Source organism: Alteromonas pelagimontana, from assembly GCF_002499975.2.
In the GTDB taxonomy this organism is placed as follows: Bacteria; Pseudomonadota; Gammaproteobacteria; order Enterobacterales; family Alteromonadaceae; genus Alteromonas; species Alteromonas pelagimontana.
Window position 1 is genome coordinate 916,047 of the sequence record NZ_CP052766.1, and the last position, 19,358, is coordinate 935,404.

Genomic DNA, 19,358 nt, shown 5'->3' on the forward strand with positions numbered 1-19,358 from the left:
TATTTGAGGGGAAGATTAGTGGTTACCAATTGCAATCTTATATAAACGCCTACTTCAGGCCTGCAGCGGAGGCATTGAAGCAATTCGAGGCTAACAAACAAAGTCAGTCGGACAGCTAACGCTGTCGCTGCTTTGGGCGTAGAACGTTCGCCCCTTGTCTACAACGGACAAGCGCATTAGTAACTTCCAATGTCCGCTTTACGTACAGGCTGTGTGAAAACCTATTTTTTGCCGATGCCATTGTGATAGCTCTACACCGTAAATCTGGGGTCTATAAAAATTTTGAATGAGTGTTGCCGCAACTCTTAGGTCTTCAATGCGGATATAAGTCCATCAACGCCCATGATATTCATCATTCTTTTGAAGTTGTAAGCCAAGACTTGCAGACTCACCTCTGTTTTAACGTGTTTTAGTGTCTTCGTAAGCAATTGGTGAGCCCCTGCCCATTGCTTTATCGTACCGAAGGGATGCTCAACAGTCTGATGCCTTAATGTCATTGCGTTAGGCATGTTTTTATAAGCTTGAGCAACCCGCTCAACATGTTCCTCATCATCGAGCCTGCGGATCCTTCTCCCTGCTGGTGATGTTGTGCACCGTGATTTAATAGCACAACCTTTGCAGGTCATGACCGACATGTAAGCGCGTAGCGGTTTACCTTTATCAGTCGAAACAAAGCTAAACGGGATGTCTTTCCCAGCAGGGCATTCATAAACATCTTTCTCTTTGTTATAAACAAAGTCTTCTTTGGTAAATAGTCCCTTGCTTCGATTGCCCGAAGTACGAATTTTCGGAACAATTGCTGTAACACCTGACTCATGAACAGCCTTAAAACTTGTACTGTCGTCATAACCTCGGTCTGCAAGAATGGTAATGTCTTGTTTACCTAATACTCGTTGCACATGTTGGCTCATGGGGACAAGCTGATGTCTGTCAGTGGGGTTGTTCGTCACATAATGTGCAAGTATCAGGTGGTGCTTGGTGTCGACAGCCGCTTGAACATTATAGCCAACTAACACGCCTTTATGCTTGAGCGCCATTCGCCTGCTGTCAGGGTCGGTATAGGATATTTGTTTATCGGGTAAGGATTCCAGTTCTTGCTGGATTACTTTTTCGCTTTTCAATCGCGCTTGCAGTTTAGCGAGTTTGCCTTTCAATTTTATTGCATCATCAGCTCGGGACTGGCGGTCTGCCCTGTCGAGTTCCATGAGATAATTGGCAATATCTTTTTCGGTAGTTTCGATACACGTTTTGATTAAACCGCGCGAGTAGTTTTTAGCGATATTGTTAACCGCTTTGAATTTAGTGCCGTCAATAGCCACAATGGCATCCGTGAACATATTCAGTTCACGACATATCAACACAAAGTGCTTACAGACCTGCTGTATAGCGTTGCCGTTGTCACGCCTAAAATCAGCAATCGTTTTAAAATCTGGCGTTAGGCGCTCAACCAGCCACATTAACTCAACATTCCTCTGTGTTTCTTTTTCTAAACGTCGACTTGATTGAATGCGGTTAAGATAACCATAAAGGTAAATTTTGAGCATAGTTGCTGGCGAATAGCTTGGCCTGCCGGTTTTAGCGGGTTGATACCGCGTAAAACCCAATTCACATAAATCCAATGAATTGATGAACATATCAATAGCACGAATTGGATTATCTTCATGGACATAGTCATCCAGAACTTCGGGAAACATCGTGCTTTGCGTTCTGCTTTGGCCTTCGATAAATTTTGACATGCACCTGAAACCTATCAGCTTTTTGATAGTTTCATTTTACCAACTGACACTCAGATTGAGGATCAATAGCTAAGACCGATTGATCATATAAAACGCACACTTAGACCCAAAGGTGATCAATAGTTTTCACACAGCCTGCGTACATTTCAGCCCCACAGCTTCAGGGGCACCTTGAGACAAAGAGCGGACGTTCAACCCCTGCTCACCGGAAAATTAGGAGCGCAGCGAGAAATTTTTCGTGTACAGCAATTTGTTAGGTTCTTTTGCTTGCAGACGCTTTTTGATTTCCATCGACATACCATATGTCGGATGCTTTACCATTTTCTTTTATGAATTCATTTCTTATTTTCTGCACCGTACCATATTTTTTACCAATTCCACCAACATCGATAATTAGAAATACACCTAAATCAGTGTCGTCAGCCTTTTTATAGATTTCTAATTGTTTTTCATATCCATGAACCAAACTACCGTTGTTGGATAATTTTACTTCGACCACTAATTTCGAATCGAACCCCTGAGAAAGCTTGAAGTCTACAGGCCCATTACCTGAATCTGCTTCCGGAGTTAAATCAATATTGTTAGCCTTGCAATAGCTGTAAGCAACAGCAAAGAAAAGCCGTTGAGATGCTTTCTCCTTTCTAGGCTTCCCATTCTCATCCCAAAGCTCTTTCCATAGCCCCTTGTTCTCTATTAAATCTTGGAATTGGCTTAGTATTTTATTAACAACTTCTACAACTTCATCAGCGCTCAGCTTTCTATCGGCATAGTTAGAAAGGTCGTAAGGGTAGTCTCTAGGGATTTGATTTAGTAATTCAGTCCAAAATGACTCACCATTTCTATCATTTTTAAAGTCATATGGCTTAGGCTCTACTTCACGAATCATGTCCATTACTTGTTGGAACGCTTCTTTATTTCTGAGAGCAGCTTTTTTGAGTCTCTGCTTCTGCTTTTTGGTCATTGTTGCCCAGATTTCACCAACGTGCTCATTGACCCGCTCTCTAAGCTCATCATTTTCTCTGACAACTCTGGATATATCACTCCAATCAGAAGCAATTGGCAAGTCACGTACTATATCACTAGGCACAAATATTAAAGGCTGATCTGAATACGGATTGACTACCAAGTTATAGTTATTGGTTCCGACTTTGAATTGTTTCGTCGGTATTTTTAGTGTTTCATTGACTCTGTTCGAGAATGAAATCAAGTCAGAAAGAATAATGTTGGTTGTCATATCGCTGATTCGATCAGGCCCGATACCTTCCTCGAATAAAGCTAAAGCCATAAATAGGTCTATATCATCCACGCCAAGTGCGACAATCTGAGAAGCGGTATCAAGTGTGCTACAGATTAAATCCTTTCCAAAGCCTGAACCCTTTACGGTTGTGCCATACCCCAAACAAGTCCAGCTAATTTCTGAGAAACGAAAAAGTCTTTTTGCATTACGCCATGGAACATCATCTACCGCTTTAGATACGGACAAAAGCTTGATGATTTTTTCGAACCGCTCTCGATAAGATTGATAGGCTCCTTCACTAATCTCCTTGTGAGCACTGTCTTCTAATAACAGTGGATCTATAAATACCAAGGTATCTGTATTCAGCAGTACGTTTACAACCCCAAGCTTATCCAGAACAGCCACATCAATACCGTATTCGCTCGAAATAGTGGCTGGATTTTTTATTTTTCCCATTTTCAATTCCTTGATTGCTTGAGGTGCCACTAGAACCTAACGCTTTGCTAAGCGGCATAAAATTGTTGGCTAAAATTAGTGAGGAACGAACGTAAACCAACTGGTTTACGTCCGATTAAGCAACTTGTTATGTGCCTGTTATACTAGACTTTCCTTAACTTTTTCAAACCAACCACTAACTTCTTCATGTGCTTCTAATTCAATTAGATCCTCTAACGTCAATAGCGGTGCAGCTTGCTCTGATAATATCCTTTTAATAGTACCAGCGCCTTCACCAACTATTTCTGTATTTCCAGCTGCTTTAAGGCCTTTCAGGAAGGCTGATAGTTCTTTAGGTATGTTTTTAATCTTCCACTCTTCGACCCAGCCCTCATTAGAGTGCATAAAATCCTCTTCAATTGGGTAAACTTCCTTAATCAATCTTGGATGAATATAGTTCTCAACTTCTAGCATATTTGTTAATGCCGCCCATGACCCTTCTCTCTGATTAACTTGATCAACTGCAAGTTGATATTTTGCAACGTCATTGTCATAGATATGAATCTCAGGCTTATTTAACTTCGCAAGATAGTTTTTGTTAACCCAATGCATCAGCGTACCACCACCCAAAAATATTGTTAGGACTCGATCATCATTTTCCAAATCCAATCCAAAGAGTTTGCCAACATGATTGAAAAACTCAACGTCTGTAGGCCCTTCTAAACATAAAATTGATTGAACGCCCAAATTGTCAATAGAAAGTGCAACGTTTGGCAGCATACCCAATGTTTGCGCGATAGTTGCTAAGTTATCTTCAGTTCCTTTTTGAACTACTGGTAAACCATCAACTTTATTTATAAATCTAATTTTATCTGTATTTACTAATCCTGCGAGAGACGGGCTATGTGTTGTTATCAATACTTGGGTACTCTCATTTTCAGAAAGCTCAACTAATGCATTGAACAATTCGACTTGCCATGTTGGATGTTGCGAAGTTTCAGGCTCTTCAATGGCGTAAATTACATTTCTGTCGTCAGAATTCTTTCTTTCTGCTTCTGCTCTGAAGTAGTTAAGCAATATCAGCCTTCTTACTCCACTCCCTCTTTTGTTAATGGGAATGCCATCATCACAATTAAAAGAAAATGAAAATAGAGACTCCCAAGGCTTATGAGACATTTCAGGAGAGAGGACGTCAGCAATTTCTGGACTCATTTCTTTCAATTTTTCGAGAGTTTTTAACCCTAGTAGCTCTGCTTTAGTCCTTATTTGCTCTTTTACGTCGTCAAGTTCTGCTTGCAGTTGGCTTATTGCGGTTTTAGTAATAGCCTTTAAAGGATCTTGCACTTCTTTATCTGAATCCTTATTCGCTCTATCTGATTGAAAAAGAAAAAATAGAGGCAAGTCCAGTTTTAGAGACTCCCAAATCTTTTTCCCGTCTTCCTTGTCAATTGGTAGATCAATTTCATATAAATTATCTATATCCTCAACAGCGTAAATTGCTTGCCTTATAGATGAGCTTTTGTTTTTCTTTACTTCGTCAACATCAAGTCTATCTGCATAATCCGCTAATAACTTTTTAAGATCAGCAATCTTCATTGATATCAAAGGACTTTCAAATTTTGTTGGGTAGTTAGCCACAAGGTAGGTTTTTAAAGATGCGGCTGTAAGCTTATCTTTTGAGCAGTCCCAGACTTTTTTAATAGACAGGTGACCATTAGAATCAAGTAAATATTCTTTATTCAGGACTGTTGGGATAGTATCAATTGTATATTCTTTATCTTCAGGCCTAAAACTAACCTGAATAGCCATATGTTTTTCATCGGCGGCATGAACATTATAATCATCAATATCTATTTTTACCGTTTCGTTGTTGAAAAATATTTCTAAAGATTCAAGAATTGTTGACTTCCCAATATCATTCTTACCAATGATGACATTAAAGTTTTCATCAAATTCAACGCTTACATTTCTATAACCACGGAAATTGATTAAATCTAGCTTAGAGATTTTCAATGAAGTACTCCTTTACTTAATTAGTGCGCTGGCACATAACAGCTTATTACTGAGACTTCATAGTAACACTCGTTTCCACAGAAAAACCATATACTGTGTTTTCATGGGAAAGAATACGAAATGTCCGCTATACGTACTCAAGAGACTGTCAGATCGTGTATAAGTCAATACCCAACGACACCCAGGGGCTGCAACCGCCTCAAGATTCCTACTACAGTCAAACCCCGGTTTTAATATCTTCCAGATGATACTTATCGATTAACGAATACAGCGTGGGCCGCGTTACCCCCAAGAGCTCAGCAGTTTTTGACATATTTTTATCAGCCGCTTGATAAGCCCGGCGAATCGCTCGGCTTTCGGCCCGCTCCCTGACCTCCCGAAGGTTTAGTGTTTCAGGTTCATTTTCGCCCCGCGGCGCCATTAAACCTAAATCTTCGGCTTGTACCACTGTGCCTTCGGCCATAATTACCGCTGACTTGAGCTTATTCTGAAGTTCGCGAATATTGCCCGGCCACTTATGCGCCAGCATGGCTTGAATTGCCCCTTCAGAAAAACTTTTTGCTTTTGCGCCAAACTCTTCACGATATTGATTTAAAAATGTTCTTGCCAGCAGAATGATGTCCTGTTCCCGCTCTCTTAGCGGGGGAATGAAAATGGGTATTTCACCAATGCGATAATATAAATCTTCGCGAAATGTTTCCTCTGCCACCATATTTTGCAGATCTCTGTGAGTTGCGCATACTAAGCGTATATCTACAGGAATCTCAGCTCTGCCGCCTACCCGCTCTATTACTCGCTCTTGCAAAAAGCGCAGCATCTTTGCCTGCAGACCAATAGGCATATCGCCAATTTCATCAAGAAATAATGTGCCGCCCTGGGCGGTTTCAATTTTGCCTAAGGTCGTTTTATTTGCGCCGGTAAATGCCCCTTTTTCATAACCAAACAACTCGCTTTCCAGCAGGTTTTCAGGAATTGACGCACAGTTGATTGCAATAAAAGGCTTGTCTTTGCGAGGGCTATGTTCATGGATGCTTCTGGCAAACACCTCTTTCCCGGTGCCACTTTCTCCTTGCAACAGCGTGCTGATGTCGGTACCGGCAATTTTTTCTGCTTTGCGCATCACTTTTTGAATAGATTCGCTGTTGCCGATAATACGGCCCATGCTTGGGCGCGCTTTTGCCAGAATCCGGTTTTCATTTTCCAAATTAAACAGATTCAGCGCTCGATGAACCAGTAGCTTAATGGTATCTGAATCAATGGGTTTCTGATAAAAATCGTATGCCCCTAAGTCAATTGCCTTTAATGCATTGACCTTATCGTTATTTCCAGTGACCACAATAACTTTGGTACGTGGTGCCAGAGCGATAATTTCTTCCAGAGTTTTCAGACCTTCCGAGGCGTTAGCGGGATCGGGAGGTAACCCCAAATCCAACGTTACCACTTTCGGTTCATGGCGACGCAACTGCGCTATCGCTGAAGTTCTATCATCAGCAAACACCACGTCATAATCTGTAAAACTCCATTTTAGTTGTTTCTGGATACCTAAGTCGTCATCTACAACAAGAATGGTGTCCGTCATCCGCTTGATCCCGTTTAAGTCTTTCATTACTACTATCGATAGATTGTCGCTTAATCCAGCGGAAAAGCGAGGGTAAAGGTGCTGCCCTGGCCAACTTCGCTTTCCACAGCCAGCTTCCCACCTATCGATTCCATATAATTCTTCGCATCGTATGCGCCAATTCCCATCCCGGCATTGCCTTTAGTGGTATCAAAAGGCTTAAATAAGCGTTCTTCGATGAACGTTTTATCCATGCCGCAACCGGTGTCAGAAATAACGACGAGTTGGCGATTATTCACCAAATCCAGCTGCAACGTAACGTCAACATTACCATCATCCGGCGTCGCTTGCTGGGCATTGCTGATAAGATGATAAATCACATTGGCAAACTTTTCCTGATCAACCACGACGTCTGCGTCTTCTTCACATCGCAGGCTAGGGCGTGGTAAAAGTGACTGGCAGCGCGTTTCCACCACTCTTTCAATTAACGGAGCAAGCCGGTAAGCGGAGAAAATTCCTGCTTCATCGACTTTTTTCTCTGTAAGCTGGCGCAGCATTTTATCCATTCGCGCCTTGGTATAATGCAATGTTTCAAAGGTATCTTCAATAAACTCAGGATTTTGCTTGTGCTGTTCTGCATTGCACAAAATTAGATCGATCTGAGCCATGACATTTTTTAGGTCATGCAGTACAAAGGCAGACATACGATTGAAGGCCGCAAATTGGGCGTTTTCAGCCACTGATTTCGCCGCTTCATGATGAAAAATATAGGTTCCCACCTGTTCCGTTACGGCGGTAAGATAATCTCTGACTTCCCAGTTAAGTGCAATAATTTCGCTGTCTTTGGGCTTAAGCAGAGCAAAACCCCAGATAGTGTCCTGATTAAAAAACGGTAAAGCCAGTTGAAAATCACACTGCGCCAGGGCCGTCCTGTCTAATTGCAGTCCATCGTAATTAAACGGCTTTATCTTGTACTCCTGAATATCAATTAACCAGGATGTGCGCAGGCAAAAGGTCTTCAGCTGCTTAACGATTATTTCTTCACTTGGGTTAAGCAGCGTCATGTTTTTATTGGACAAGACTTCTACATCCATTCCTGACACCTTTACCAGCATCCCCATTTCGTAATTAATTGCGCCAAGCGTGCCTTGTAATGCGTTTTGATACACTTCCGGCATTGCCGTTGTTTGCGAAGAAAGCGCCTGAGTGAGCTTTACCCACTCTACCCGGTAATCAAACTGGTTGGCGAAAAAGTGTTTGGTAATAAACACCTTCATACGTGTGCGAACGCTGTTGGATAACATTACCGTGGCCAGCAGCGCGAGCGACAGCACAATTAGCACGGTTTGGACCGGCGTACTCCAGTTCCCGCCCAGATAATTAATGGCGTATCCTACCAGCGCCATAATGAACAGATATACCCCCGCTACCATCAGTAAAGAACTGTGCAGCACCACATCGCGGGAAATAAAGATATCTACCCCCCAGTGCTTGATGCGGCGAATGGCGACGATTAACAATGGCATTAATAGCAGATATATATAGCCACGAGAGGCAATGTAGGCCAGCTCTACCTGATTAACCATGGTGGCATTGGCATACATAACAAATTCAAACAGGTGGGTGGCGCCAAGGTAGAGTACCAGAGGTTTGTAGGCCCACTGATCATCTCCGGATTGGCGGTAAAGCACTTCCAGCAAAATAAGGACTTCAAGCGCTAATACGGTGAGCAAAAGAAAGCGCCAGGATTCTTCCATTACAATGAGATAAGGCAGCAGCAGCGTAGCCACGGGGGGAAGTAAAATAAACAACGTAGCGGGACGCCGGAGCACTTCCCAAAGCGTACCAAAATCGTTGCGAAGGCAACTGGCAATAAACAGCAGCCAAACCAGTGGCTTCACTGCATCGGCAGTAAGCAGATAATGCTTACTAATTGGCCCAAACAGAATTGTCACAAAACCCAGCGACCACAGCATTGTGGCTATAGTCGCCAATAACAGCAGGTACTTGGCGAGGCCGGATTTACGCACGGTAAACAGCAGCAGCACCAGTATCAGATAGGCTAATGAATTTAGCCCGTAGCCGATATCTGAAATCATACTATTCCTTTTATACTAATCCGCATTGATGTGTGCTCACACAAGTCAATGTGGATTAGTATTACATCACACAACCGCGGTTAGTGCGTCAGCTTATTATTGTTTTTGCAACACCAAACTGCCAATCGAATAGCCTGCGCCGAATGAACACAGTACGCCGTAATCGCCGGATTGCAGATCTTTATGATGCAAGGCAAACGCGATGACCGATCCTGCCGAAGCCGTATTGGCATATTCATCCAGTACAATTGGTGCTTCGTCTGCTGTCGCTTCACGACCTAACAGCCGCTTACAAATCAGTAGATTCATATTGATGTTTGCCTGGTGCAGCCACCAGCGGCGCACATCCCCCGGCGCGAGATGATGCTTAGCAAGGTGCTGTTCAATATGTTCTGCCGCCATAGGGCAAACTTCTTTAAACACCTTACGTCCAGCCTGGTGGAAGAGCTTATCTGCACCATAAGGGTCGACATCATTGGCCCGGCTGATATAGCCAAAATTCGAGCGGATATTGTTGGAATACTGCGTTAGCGCTTTAGTGCTCAGCACCTTGAATATGTGGGGCCCATTCGCGGTACTGGCGTTCTCGAGAATCGTCGCCGTGGCCACATCGCCAAAAATAAAGTGGCTGTCTCTGTCTGTGTAATTGATTTGCGGCGACACGAGCTCCGGGTTAATTACCAGTACACATTTAGCATTACCGGCGGCAATCATCTCGTACGCCCGGTGCATTCCGAAGGTAGCCGCCGAACATGCCACTAACATATCAAAGCCAAAACCGGTGATACCTAATTCATGCTGCACTTCAATGGCAATTGCAGGATATGAGCGCTGGGTATAAGCGCAGGAAACAATAACGGCATCAATGTCCTGGCCCGTTTTGTTTGCGGCTTTCAGGGCTTTTTTTGCTGCCGCAATTGCTATTTCAGCCTGATTGGATAATGCGTCCTCTTCGCGCTCAGCGATAAGCGGCCGCATGCGGTTTATGTCCAATGCCCCTTCTTTCTGATAAATGTACCGCTGCTTAATACCACTGGCTTTTTCAATAAATTCAGCGCTGGAATGAGGTTTCGCTGCAAGCTCTCCTGCTTCAATCTTTGCTTTATTGGTTTCATTGAAAGCGTCAGCATAAGCATTGTAGCTTTCCACCAGTTCTTCATTGGTAATTGTATACTCGGGGTTCCAGACACCCACCCCGCTAATCACGATGTGATGAGACATGACGATCTCTCTTGTAGTTATATTCTGTGGGGGATTTTCCACACCTACTGTGCCCATAGCTATGGTTCGTAGTAGCGAAAGGAACCCGTTAAGACATAGCTTAGCGTTTTGTGAAGAAAAAGTCATCGAAACAAAAATAGCGCCTTTAGGCGCCATCGCATTTACTCGATCTAAGCAGAAACAGCTATTGGCGCTGAACCTGCCATACCGATACAGAACCACTGATTTCGTTTCCTACAACAAGCAGTGCGTTACCGTTAGGGCTTTCCTCTGCAGGCACAAAAAGCAGGCTTTCTGGCGCAAGATCGCCGATGCCACCTTCCTCACTTAGCCCTTCGGTCAGATCACGGTTGATAATATAATCAACGAAGGACACCGAATAGGGATTAGTTACATCATAGACAAAAATACCGCCCATACGCTCGGTGCCAATAAAAGCGTAGGTATTTTCACCAAAAGTGCCCACAGTTAACGCTTCGGGCTCCGGCCCTTTGTTCTCAGAGCGAGAATCGCCTTCGTTTTCTTCATCGCCATTATTGAACGCGGTGCCGTGTATGGAGGCCGTGATTCGTTCAAAATCGTCGCCGGAATCGAAAATTAGCTGACCATTCTGATCCCACACTGAAAACGATCGCGCCCCATAGGAATAGGCTGCGTCATATTCGCCATCGCTGTTTTCATCACCCATGGCTATGGAGACGCGTAGATCATCTGCTTCGCCAATGGCCTGAAGATCGTTTAACGGTGAATTGGCCGCTGCAGTTAAATCTTCAACTTTCGTTTCATCGATATATGCCAGACATTCGCCATCATCGAACTCTAAACCTCCATCGCTAATACAGCTAGCTTCATCTGCGGATTCAAACCAATATTCTCTAGCGTCACCTTCGTTGGCAGTCAGTAAAAAAGCCGCGCCTTTCCATTGCGTGTGAGCGATAGTGTCAGGCATATAGATGCCATACAGGCCCGGGTATTTCCCAAAGCTCACGCTGCCTTCTTCCTGAGCGTCTATTGAATATTCGCCCCAGTCTTTTACCCCCAGCCCCATGATTGACACGGAAAGAGTTTCAAGATCAATCACCGCAATGCCGTTATTTTCCTGCAATGTCACATACGCTTTAGTATCGGTGGCACTGATATATTCCGGTTCAAGATCTTGTGCGACCGTAGTGGCAATCGCCGTGCCTTTTATCGTGCGTCCGCTGGGGTTAGGAAAATGCATTCCCTGTGCAAGCAGCTCAGTTTTAGCGTCATTAAAATCAGTAAACGTCACCTGTGATGCTGTCTCAGCAGGAACACCCTCAGCAATTGCAATTACTGAAATTGAGCCCTCTGGGTCTAGCGTGTAATCGCTGGAAGGCTCACCTTCATTTGCGCTAAGAACGTTGTTGCCATCCGGTGTGAAGGTGACCATATCAGGTAGGTTTCCCACCTGTACGGAAGACAAGAACGTCGGGCTAGCGCTGTCCAAACCGTTATAAAACAGCACAAACCCGTCGTCAGATTTGGCTGCTGCGGGAATTGCCACAGCCATCAGGTCGCCTTTCACCGCAATACTGGTTAATCCCCCTAAAGCAACGCCATCAACCTCTTCAGGCAGTGTAATTGCTGTAGCAGCAAGATTGGCATCCGACGTAGGAGACTCCAGTGCCTCTGTTGTCAGTTCTGCCAGGCTAATGACAGAAATCGTTCCGTCGGCACTGTTGGTTGCATAAACCGTGTGCGTAGCAGAATGATATTGGACGATTTCCGCTGCTCCTACACCACCGATCTTGGCTCGGCCGACTATATCAAATAAAAGAGCATTGCTCGCGCTCTGGCCGTCTTCTCCTGGTATGCCTTGTTCGCCTTGAGGACCAGGCTCGCCGTCATCCCCACTCAAGCTACAACCACTCAGGGTTGCCAAAACCATTACTGCGAGCACGCTCTTTTTAAAGATATGGTGATATGTCATTGTTTTTCTCTTTTCGTTGTTATGAAGATTATGTTATGTCCATTGCAACTAACTAGTGACTGCCCACAAGTAGCCCCGCAAATGTGAAATTACAAAAATGATAGAAAAAACAATGTAGTGAGGTAGTGTGACATATTTATGAAGTGAACAGTGCAATCAACAATACGACCTGCACCAGAAAGCCTATACCCAATGTGTAGCGGCTAACTTTCCCTAATGCTCATTGTCCAGCAAGCTATTTAGTTGAACCTTACGTATAGCCAGTGGATAGGTATAACAGTAAACTCAATACGTTATCTGTCATTTATCACAGATACTGAGGATTAAACTATGAAGGAAACACTATGTTAGTCAGAATAAAAACCGCTATCGTCATGTCACTGACAATATTCCTTAGTGCATGTGCCACATCGCCCACTGGCAGGCACCAGGTATTACTCTATTCCGATGACCAACTCGCTGAGATGGGTGATCAGGCTTTTACCAGCATGAAGGATGAGCTAAAAGTTTCCAACAAAGCCGTGCAGAATGATTATGTTCAATGCGTTGCCAGAGCCATTACTCCTTTGGTTCCTGCAACTGTGTTCAGCGGCCAGTGGGAAGTAGTGGTTTTTGAAGATGAGCAGGTCAATGCTTTTGCGTTACCCGGCGGAAAGATTGGTGTTTACACCGGCTTACTGAATGTGGCGAAAAACCAGAGTCAGCTTGCCGCTGTTATTGGGCATGAAGTGGGTCATGTTATCGCCGAACACGGTAATGAACGGATGTCACAATCTACCATAATTGATATGGGCACGCAGGCGGTAGGTCAGGTCTTAGCCGCAAACGAGGTAGCGCAATCTGACCCGATTATGGCCGCAATAGGAATGGGAGTACAGGTGGGAGTTGAGCTTCCCTTTAGCCGTACTCACGAATCCGAGGCCGATCTTATTGGCCTGGCGATGATGGCCCAGGCAGGTTTTGACCCTCGTCAATCCGTGGAATTATGGAAAAACATGGAAGCCGCCAGCGGCGGTGATCAACCTATGGAAATTCTTTCTACTCACCCGGCTCCACAGTCACGAATTGAAAACCTGCAGTCTAATATGGACGCAGCGCTGGTAGATTACCAGAAAACCAGTAATCGCCCGAACTGCAAAGCCTGATACAATAAGCCATTAAAAAAACGCCACTGAAATAGCAGTGGCGTTTTTTTGTACACAAGCCAACTTCATTACAGAAACAAACGTTGGCAGTAACCATTAACCTGCAAGTTGTTTGTTTTCTTCTTGCTTGGTGTTATCCGCTTCTTTAAAGAAATGAACATCCATTTGTGGGTAAGGGATAGAAATACCTTCTTCATCAAAACGCAGTTTAACGGCTTCAGTAAAGGCCAATCTTACAGCCAGGTTATCCGCCGCTTTTACCCAGGGACGAACGGTAAAATTCACCGAATTGTCGCCCAACTCTGCCACCCCAATTAAACAAGCTGGCTCTTTAAGAATACGCTCTTCAGAGTCGACAAGTTCCTGCAACACACGCTTGGCTTTTAATAAATCATCGTCATAACCAATGCCAAACATCATATCGCAGCGCCGCGTCTCTTTCGCCGAATAATTGGTAATATTGTCGTTATAGATTTTTCCATTGGGAATAATGATTTCTTTGTTATCCAGCGACGTCAGTGTGGAAGTGAAAATGCCAATTTTCTGCACAATACCACTGGTTCCCGCAACGTCCACATAGTTGCCTGCTTTAAAGGGCTTGAATACCAGTAACATCACGCCAGCGGCGAAATTCTTAAGTGAATCTTGCAGCGACAAGCCAATAGCCAAACCGGCAGCACCCACTATCGCTACTAATGAGGTGGTATCGACGCCTAGTTGGTCTAATGAGGCAACAATAACAAACAGCATCAAAATTGCGCTGATGATTGACTCAAGGAAATTGATTAGCATTTCATCATATTTAGACCGTGCCATCAGACGTCTAAAGATCGACAGAAGCAGCCCGACAATTAATCGGCCCACAACGTAAATAACAATTGCCATGGCGATATTAATAGCCCAGGGAATCGCATATACATGCATGTAACGTTCTAGATCATCAGCATTAAACATTGAAAAGTTTTCCATAAGCCCCTTGGCAGTTCACCTGCCCTTTCCAGTTGATAGAGTAAAATAAAAATACCAGCCTTTAAGCTACAGGCGCAACGCATTTATCAGATAGCAAGCAAACCGGCTTTAATCCGCAGTGCTGGTCCTGCGGTTGTCATCATACCCGTTTACGTACGTGCAGACAAAATCGTTTATCTGCAAGCTGCTGATTTTAAAACGCTTAAAAAAAACCATTCCAGCAGGACCTTGGAAGCTGGAAAATTCTAAAATTTCCACTATAGTTTGTCACTCTCTACTAGAGTGTTAGAGCTAGCAGTAGTAAGGGTGTAGACGTAAGTTCAGAAGTCCGCTAGACAAAAACTCGTTGTTATACAGAAGGCAACAACTCGGTCCTGGTTTGTTTTTTAGCTACTGTGATCGTTAGTTTATAAATGTTTTTAAAGGACTAGAAAATGTTATTTCTAACTATACTTTTTTTAATCGTACTTTTGCTTTTAGCCTATGCTCTGTCAGCAGATAAAGGCAGAAACACCATTCATGCAAGAAAGACTGCGCAATTGCCCTCACGTCAACCGATGTCTCACATGACGAAAAAGGCAAACTCTGCCGCGGCCCATCTACACTGATCCCGAAGGTCACTGACGCTCTGTCGAAGTAAAATGGTTTTCCTTGAGAAAAGCTATTTAGCATTGCGTCAGTCGTTCTTCTATCGGTATCATTAGTTCACTATTCATAAATCGTTGTATCTGCAATATGCGAATCCCCCGCCTTTTTCATCCTGCTACTATTGTTTTAGACAGTGAATTTGATCTGTCCGATGACGCTGCACATCACGTTGCAACAGTATTACGATTGAAAGCAAACCATCCAGTGGTACTGTTTAACGGCGACGGGAATGAGTACAGCGCACAAATAATCAGTGTCAGTCGCAGACAGGTTACGGTAGAAGCGGATGCTTGTTTGTCATTATCCAAAGAATCTCCTCTCTTTTTGCATTTGGGGCAAGGCATTTCAAAGGGTGACCGCATGGACACCGTATTGCAAAAGAGCGTTGAGCTGGGCGTGACTGAAATCACGCCATTGTTAACGCAACACTGCGCTGTCAAACTGGATGAGAAACGCTGGGAGAAAAAGCACCATCAATGGCAGAAGATAATTTTGGGGGCCTGTGAACAAAGTGGCCGCAATACCATTCCCGCCCTGCATCCGGTGACGTCATTAAGTCAATGGCTCGCCAGCTCCACGCAGGCTTCTCGTTTAGTGTTGGCACCTGATGCTGAACATCCCTTAGCTAACACACCCTACAGCTCCCACGGATACCGCTTGCTGATTGGCCCGGAGGGCGGTCTTTCCGAAACAGAAATTCATCAGGCGCAGGAATGCGGCTATGCCGCTACCAGTATGGGACCGCGAATATTAAGAACAGAGACAGCAGCAATTGCCGGATTAAGTATCTTACAAGCGCTACACGGTGATTATTAAAATAATTTCAGGATAATTGCCGGTTAAAGCCGCTTGAAATAAATTGCTATGCCGCCATAGTTAGGACTGCGAATCCCGATAAAGAGAACTCTGAATATGAGCTATACCGTTGGCATAGTGATGGATCCCATCGCTAAGATAAAACCTTCCAAAGACACTAGCTTTGCCATGATTCTGGAAGCACAACGTCGCGGTGCTACCGTTTACTATTTTGAACCCGGCGATTTATATTTGGATAACGGTAAGCCAATGGGTGTTGCGAGGAAGGTATCAGCAACGGATCAAGCCACCGATTTTTACACTCTGGCAATGGAAGAGACAATTGCCTTAGCGAGTATTGATGTACTATTGATGCGTAAAGATCCCCCTTTCGACAGTGAATATTTGTATGCCACACAAATGCTCTCGTTGGCTGAAGAGGAAGGGGCTTTTGTGGTGAACCGGCCTCACGCGCTGAGGGACTATAACGAAAAGCTCTTCACTTCATGGTTTAAAGATCTCATTCCCGCTACGATGGTGACGCAAAAGCCGGCGTTAGTCCGCGCGTTTCACGAAAAGCATCAGGATATTATTTGTAAGCCTCTCGATGGTATGGGCGGTGCTTCAATTTTTCGCATAAAGCCCGATGGCAACAATCTGGGTGTAGTGATTGAAACGCTAACGCAACTGGGCCGAAGATATATGATGGTTCAGGAATATCTCCCTGCTATTAAAGATGGCGATAAACGAGTGTTAATTGTGGACGGTGAAGTAGTGCCCTATTGTCTGGCCAGATTACCGACTAAAGGTGAAACCCGTGGCAATCTTGCAGTGGGAGGGACGGGCCGGCCTCAACCCATCAGCGAAAGTGATCGGGCATTGGCAGAAGCTATTGCGCCGGTACTGAAAAAACATGGTTTGCTGTTTGTGGGCCTGGATGTAATAGGCGATAAAATTACCGAAATAAACATTACCAGCCCTACATGCGTAAGAGAAATAGAAGCGCATTACGATATCAATATAATGGCAATGCTATTTGACGCCATTGAAGGAAAGTTAGTCAAAAAAGAGGTGACTGATGACTGATTTAAAAAGCCTGCAAAACCACTTTCTGATTGCCATGCCCTCGCTTGACGATCCGTATTTTTCAAGATCGTTAACTTACGTGTGTGAGCACAACGCGGAAGGTGCCATGGGTATAGTGGTGAATCAGCCCTCTACTATGACACTAAGACAACTGTTGGATCAAACCGACAAAGATGCCATTGTGGCAGAAGAATGCGCCGAGCAGATTATTCTGGCGGGAGGCCCGGTTAATCAGGAACGCGGTTTCGTTCTGCATAATAAACAGGGCGAGTGGGGATCGAGTCTTGAGCTGGCTCCGGATATCGTTGTTACCACTTCCAAAGACATTATTACCGCGATTGGCAGCAAAACCGGACCTGATAATTCGCTCATTGCGCTGGGTTACGCGGGATGGTCTGCCGGTCAGTTAGAGCAGGAGATGCAGGAAAATGCGTGGCTGATTATTGAAGCAGACGAACAGATTCTTTTTAACACTCCCATTCATCAGCGCTGGCAAGCGGCAGTGAATAAACTGGGTATCGACGTTTGGCAACTTGCCCCGCAGGTTGGTCATGCCTGAGCGCAAAGATGGCTGACGAGGGCCAGCGTACTGTGCTGGCGTTTGATTTTGGTACAAAGAGCATTGGCGTGGCAGTTGGACAAGAAGTCACCGGAACGGCATTTCCTCTTGCTGCGCTGAAAGCCCGTGATGGCATTCCAGACTGGTCACTGATAGAAAAACTATATGAAGAGTGGCAACCGGATGTGGTAGTTGTTGGGTTGCCACTGAATATGGATGGCACGGAACAGGATATTACCCAACGGGTGAAGAAATTTGCTAATCGTCTTCATGGCCGCTTTAAAGTGAAAGTGGAAACTTGCGATGAACGCTTGACTACCGCAGATGCAAAAGCAATGTTATTTGAGCTTGGCGGCTATAAAAAACTGACAAAAGAGAAAATAGACAGTGTTTCTGCCTGTGTGATTTTTAGCAGCTGGGCTGACCTTCAATACTGACTTTCTTCAGGTGGGACGACTATGCTGACAGTGCCAGCAAATATCGAATCCACCGTCGTTATTTTCGCCGCAATTTTCACATACCCAGGCGCCGGTTTGTGGGTCAGCCAGGCAATCAATAAGTCCAACCACCACTTGCGAGGCTTTATGAAACCACGCCTCATCAAGCAGCCATATTTCCTGTTGTACATCCTGCCAAGGCAATTCACCTACCGCCCCACCGGCAAATTCGTTTTTTACCAGATACGGTATCCCCAGCGCATCCAGTTCGCTACGTAATCGTTGTAACAGAAAACGGTCGTCGTGACCAAAAAGCTTGTGCATGATATTTCTACGGTAAAGCGCGTGAGTTAGCTTTAATCTAAATCAATCGATACATTGGATAACGATCCCAATCCAGAACCGTCTCCTGAATCCAGTTTTATCATTAGGCGTAAATCGTTTGGCGAATCTGCGTGATGTAACGCCTGATCGAGATCAATTCTGCCCGCTTTGTACAAATCATAAAGCGCCATATCAAAGCTCTGCATGCCCATTTCCCGCCCCTTTTTCATGGCTTCTTTCAGGCTACCAATTTCATTACGTTGAATAAGGTCTGCAACCAACGGTGAGTTCAACAAAATTTCAATCGCAGCTACCCTGCCCTTTCCGTCGACAGTGGGAACCAGTTGCTGTGCCACTATTGCGCGAATGTTCAGGCTGAGGTCAAAGCGCAGTTTATCGTGCATATCTTTGGGCGCCAGATGCATAATCCGCTCGATGGCTTGGTTAGCGTTATTCGCGTGCAGCGTCGCCACACATAAGTGGCCCGTATCGGCAAATGACATGGCGTATTCCATGGTTTCCATGGAACGGATTTCACCAATCAAAATAACGTCCGGTGCCTGCCGCAAGGAGCTTTTCAACGCATCATCAAAAGATTGCGTATCAATACCTACTTCACGCTGTGTTATTACACAGTTTCGGTGTTCATGAACAAATTCAATGGGGTCTTCAATAGTGAGAATATGGCCTTTGGAATGTTCATTGCGATGTCCAATAAGCGCGGCCAACGAGGTGGATTTTCCGGTACCGGTTCCGCCCACAAAAAGCACCAGCCCGCGTTTTGACATAATTACGTTTTTCAGCACCTCAGGCAGCCCCAGCTCATCGGCCTTGGGGATTTGAGTAACAATGCGACGAACAACCATGCCGGCTTGATCCCGCTGCCAAAAAGCACTGCAACGAAAACGTCCTACACCTTCGCGAGCAATAGCAAAATTACATTCTTTGGTATGATGGAATTCTTGCTGTTGCTTTTCATTCATGGCTTGATGAACAAGGGCAAGTGCATCTTCTTCAGAAAGCGCATGAGCAGTTAGCGGCGTAAGCTGACCATTAATTTTTGCACTGACCGGAAAGCCTGCCGTCACAAATAAATCAGAGGCTGACTGCGCCACCATGTTCTCAAGAAACCCGTCTAACAT

At 44.7% G+C, this 19,358-nt stretch carries 15 protein-coding genes; 5 read left to right on the forward strand and 10 right to left on the reverse strand.

All coding sequences use genetic code 11. The features are described from left to right. Positions 1 to 305 precede the first annotated feature (305 nt). The 7 genes from CA267_RS04260 to CA267_RS04290 form a co-directional block, all read right to left on the reverse strand. A complete protein-coding gene (locus CA267_RS04260; RefSeq protein WP_075608635.1) occupies positions 306 to 1,736 on the reverse strand; it encodes an IS1182 family transposase in 1,431 nt (476 codons plus the stop codon). A 253-nt stretch (positions 1,737 to 1,989) separates the two neighbouring features. After that, the gene (locus tag CA267_RS04265) at positions 1,990 to 3,429 is read right to left on the reverse strand and encodes a hypothetical protein (protein ID WP_075608634.1); all 1,440 of its coding nucleotides are present in this window, start codon (positions 3,427 to 3,429) and stop codon (positions 1,990 to 1,992) included. A gap of 138 nt (positions 3,430 to 3,567) precedes the next feature. After that, complete coding sequence (locus tag CA267_RS04270; protein ID WP_075607151.1) at positions 3,568 to 5,421, reverse strand: ATP-binding protein; 1,854 nt, start codon at positions 5,419 to 5,421, stop codon at positions 3,568 to 3,570. Between the two features lie 217 nt (positions 5,422 to 5,638). After that, positions 5,639 to 7,000 (reverse strand): PEP-CTERM-box response regulator transcription factor, encoded by a 1,362-nt coding sequence (gene prsR, locus CA267_RS04275; protein ID WP_075608633.1) that lies wholly within the window; start codon positions 6,998 to 7,000, stop codon positions 5,639 to 5,641. Positions 7,001 to 7,050: 50 nt separating this feature from the next. Then, positions 7,051 to 9,078 carry an XrtA/PEP-CTERM system histidine kinase PrsK gene (prsK, locus tag CA267_RS04280; RefSeq protein ID WP_075608632.1) on the reverse strand — a complete coding sequence of 676 codons (2,028 nt, stop codon included), beginning with the start codon at positions 9,076 to 9,078 and terminating at the stop codon, positions 7,051 to 7,053. Positions 9,079 to 9,174: 96 nt separating this feature from the next. Beyond that, complete coding sequence (locus tag CA267_RS04285) at positions 9,175 to 10,299, reverse strand: beta-ketoacyl-ACP synthase III (RefSeq protein ID WP_075608631.1); 1,125 nt, start codon at positions 10,297 to 10,299, stop codon at positions 9,175 to 9,177. 184 nt (positions 10,300 to 10,483) lie between these two features. After that, complete coding sequence (locus CA267_RS04290; protein WP_075608630.1) at positions 10,484 to 12,253, reverse strand: choice-of-anchor I family protein; 1,770 nt, start codon at positions 12,251 to 12,253, stop codon at positions 10,484 to 10,486. A gap of 344 nt (positions 12,254 to 12,597) precedes the next feature. Between CA267_RS04290 and CA267_RS04295 the strand changes: the two genes are divergently transcribed. Next, a complete protein-coding gene (locus CA267_RS04295; protein WP_075608629.1) occupies positions 12,598 to 13,398 on the forward strand; it encodes a M48 family metallopeptidase in 801 nt (266 codons plus the stop codon). A 96-nt stretch (positions 13,399 to 13,494) separates the two neighbouring features. Here CA267_RS04295 and CA267_RS04300 read toward each other — a convergent pair whose 3' ends face one another. Continuing rightward, entirely contained in the window at positions 13,495 to 14,367 is an 873-nt protein-coding gene (locus CA267_RS04300) for a mechanosensitive ion channel family protein (RefSeq protein ID WP_097349178.1), read from the reverse strand. Between the two features lie 735 nt (positions 14,368 to 15,102). Between CA267_RS04300 and CA267_RS04305 the strand changes: the two genes are divergently transcribed. From CA267_RS04305 to ruvX, 4 genes are all read left to right on the forward strand, one after another. Continuing rightward, positions 15,103 to 15,831 carry a 16S rRNA (uracil(1498)-N(3))-methyltransferase gene (locus CA267_RS04305; RefSeq protein WP_075608628.1) on the forward strand — a complete coding sequence of 243 codons (729 nt, stop codon included), beginning with the start codon at positions 15,103 to 15,105 and terminating at the stop codon, positions 15,829 to 15,831. A gap of 96 nt (positions 15,832 to 15,927) precedes the next feature. Continuing rightward, positions 15,928 to 16,896, forward strand: a complete 969-nt coding sequence (gshB, locus tag CA267_RS04310) for a glutathione synthase (protein WP_075608627.1) — start codon at positions 15,928 to 15,930, stop codon at positions 16,894 to 16,896. After that, a complete protein-coding gene (locus CA267_RS04315) occupies positions 16,889 to 17,455 on the forward strand; it encodes a YqgE/AlgH family protein (protein ID WP_075608626.1) in 567 nt (188 codons plus the stop codon). Before gshB ends, CA267_RS04315 begins: the two co-directional genes overlap by 8 nt. A gap of 8 nt (positions 17,456 to 17,463) precedes the next feature. Then, on the forward strand, positions 17,464 to 17,892 hold the full coding sequence (gene ruvX / locus CA267_RS04320; RefSeq protein WP_075608625.1) for a Holliday junction resolvase RuvX: 429 nt from the start codon (positions 17,464 to 17,466) through the stop codon (positions 17,890 to 17,892). 6 nt (positions 17,893 to 17,898) lie between these two features. On the opposite strand, the gene CA267_RS04325 is transcribed toward ruvX, so the two are convergent. Continuing rightward, positions 17,899 to 18,216, reverse strand: coding sequence for a putative signal transducing protein (locus tag CA267_RS04325; protein WP_075608624.1), 318 nt, complete (start codon positions 18,214 to 18,216; stop codon positions 17,899 to 17,901). A 32-nt stretch (positions 18,217 to 18,248) separates the two neighbouring features. After that, positions 18,249 to 19,358 carry a PilT/PilU family type 4a pilus ATPase gene (locus CA267_RS04330; RefSeq protein ID WP_083638341.1) on the reverse strand — a complete coding sequence of 370 codons (1,110 nt, stop codon included), beginning with the start codon at positions 19,356 to 19,358 and terminating at the stop codon, positions 18,249 to 18,251.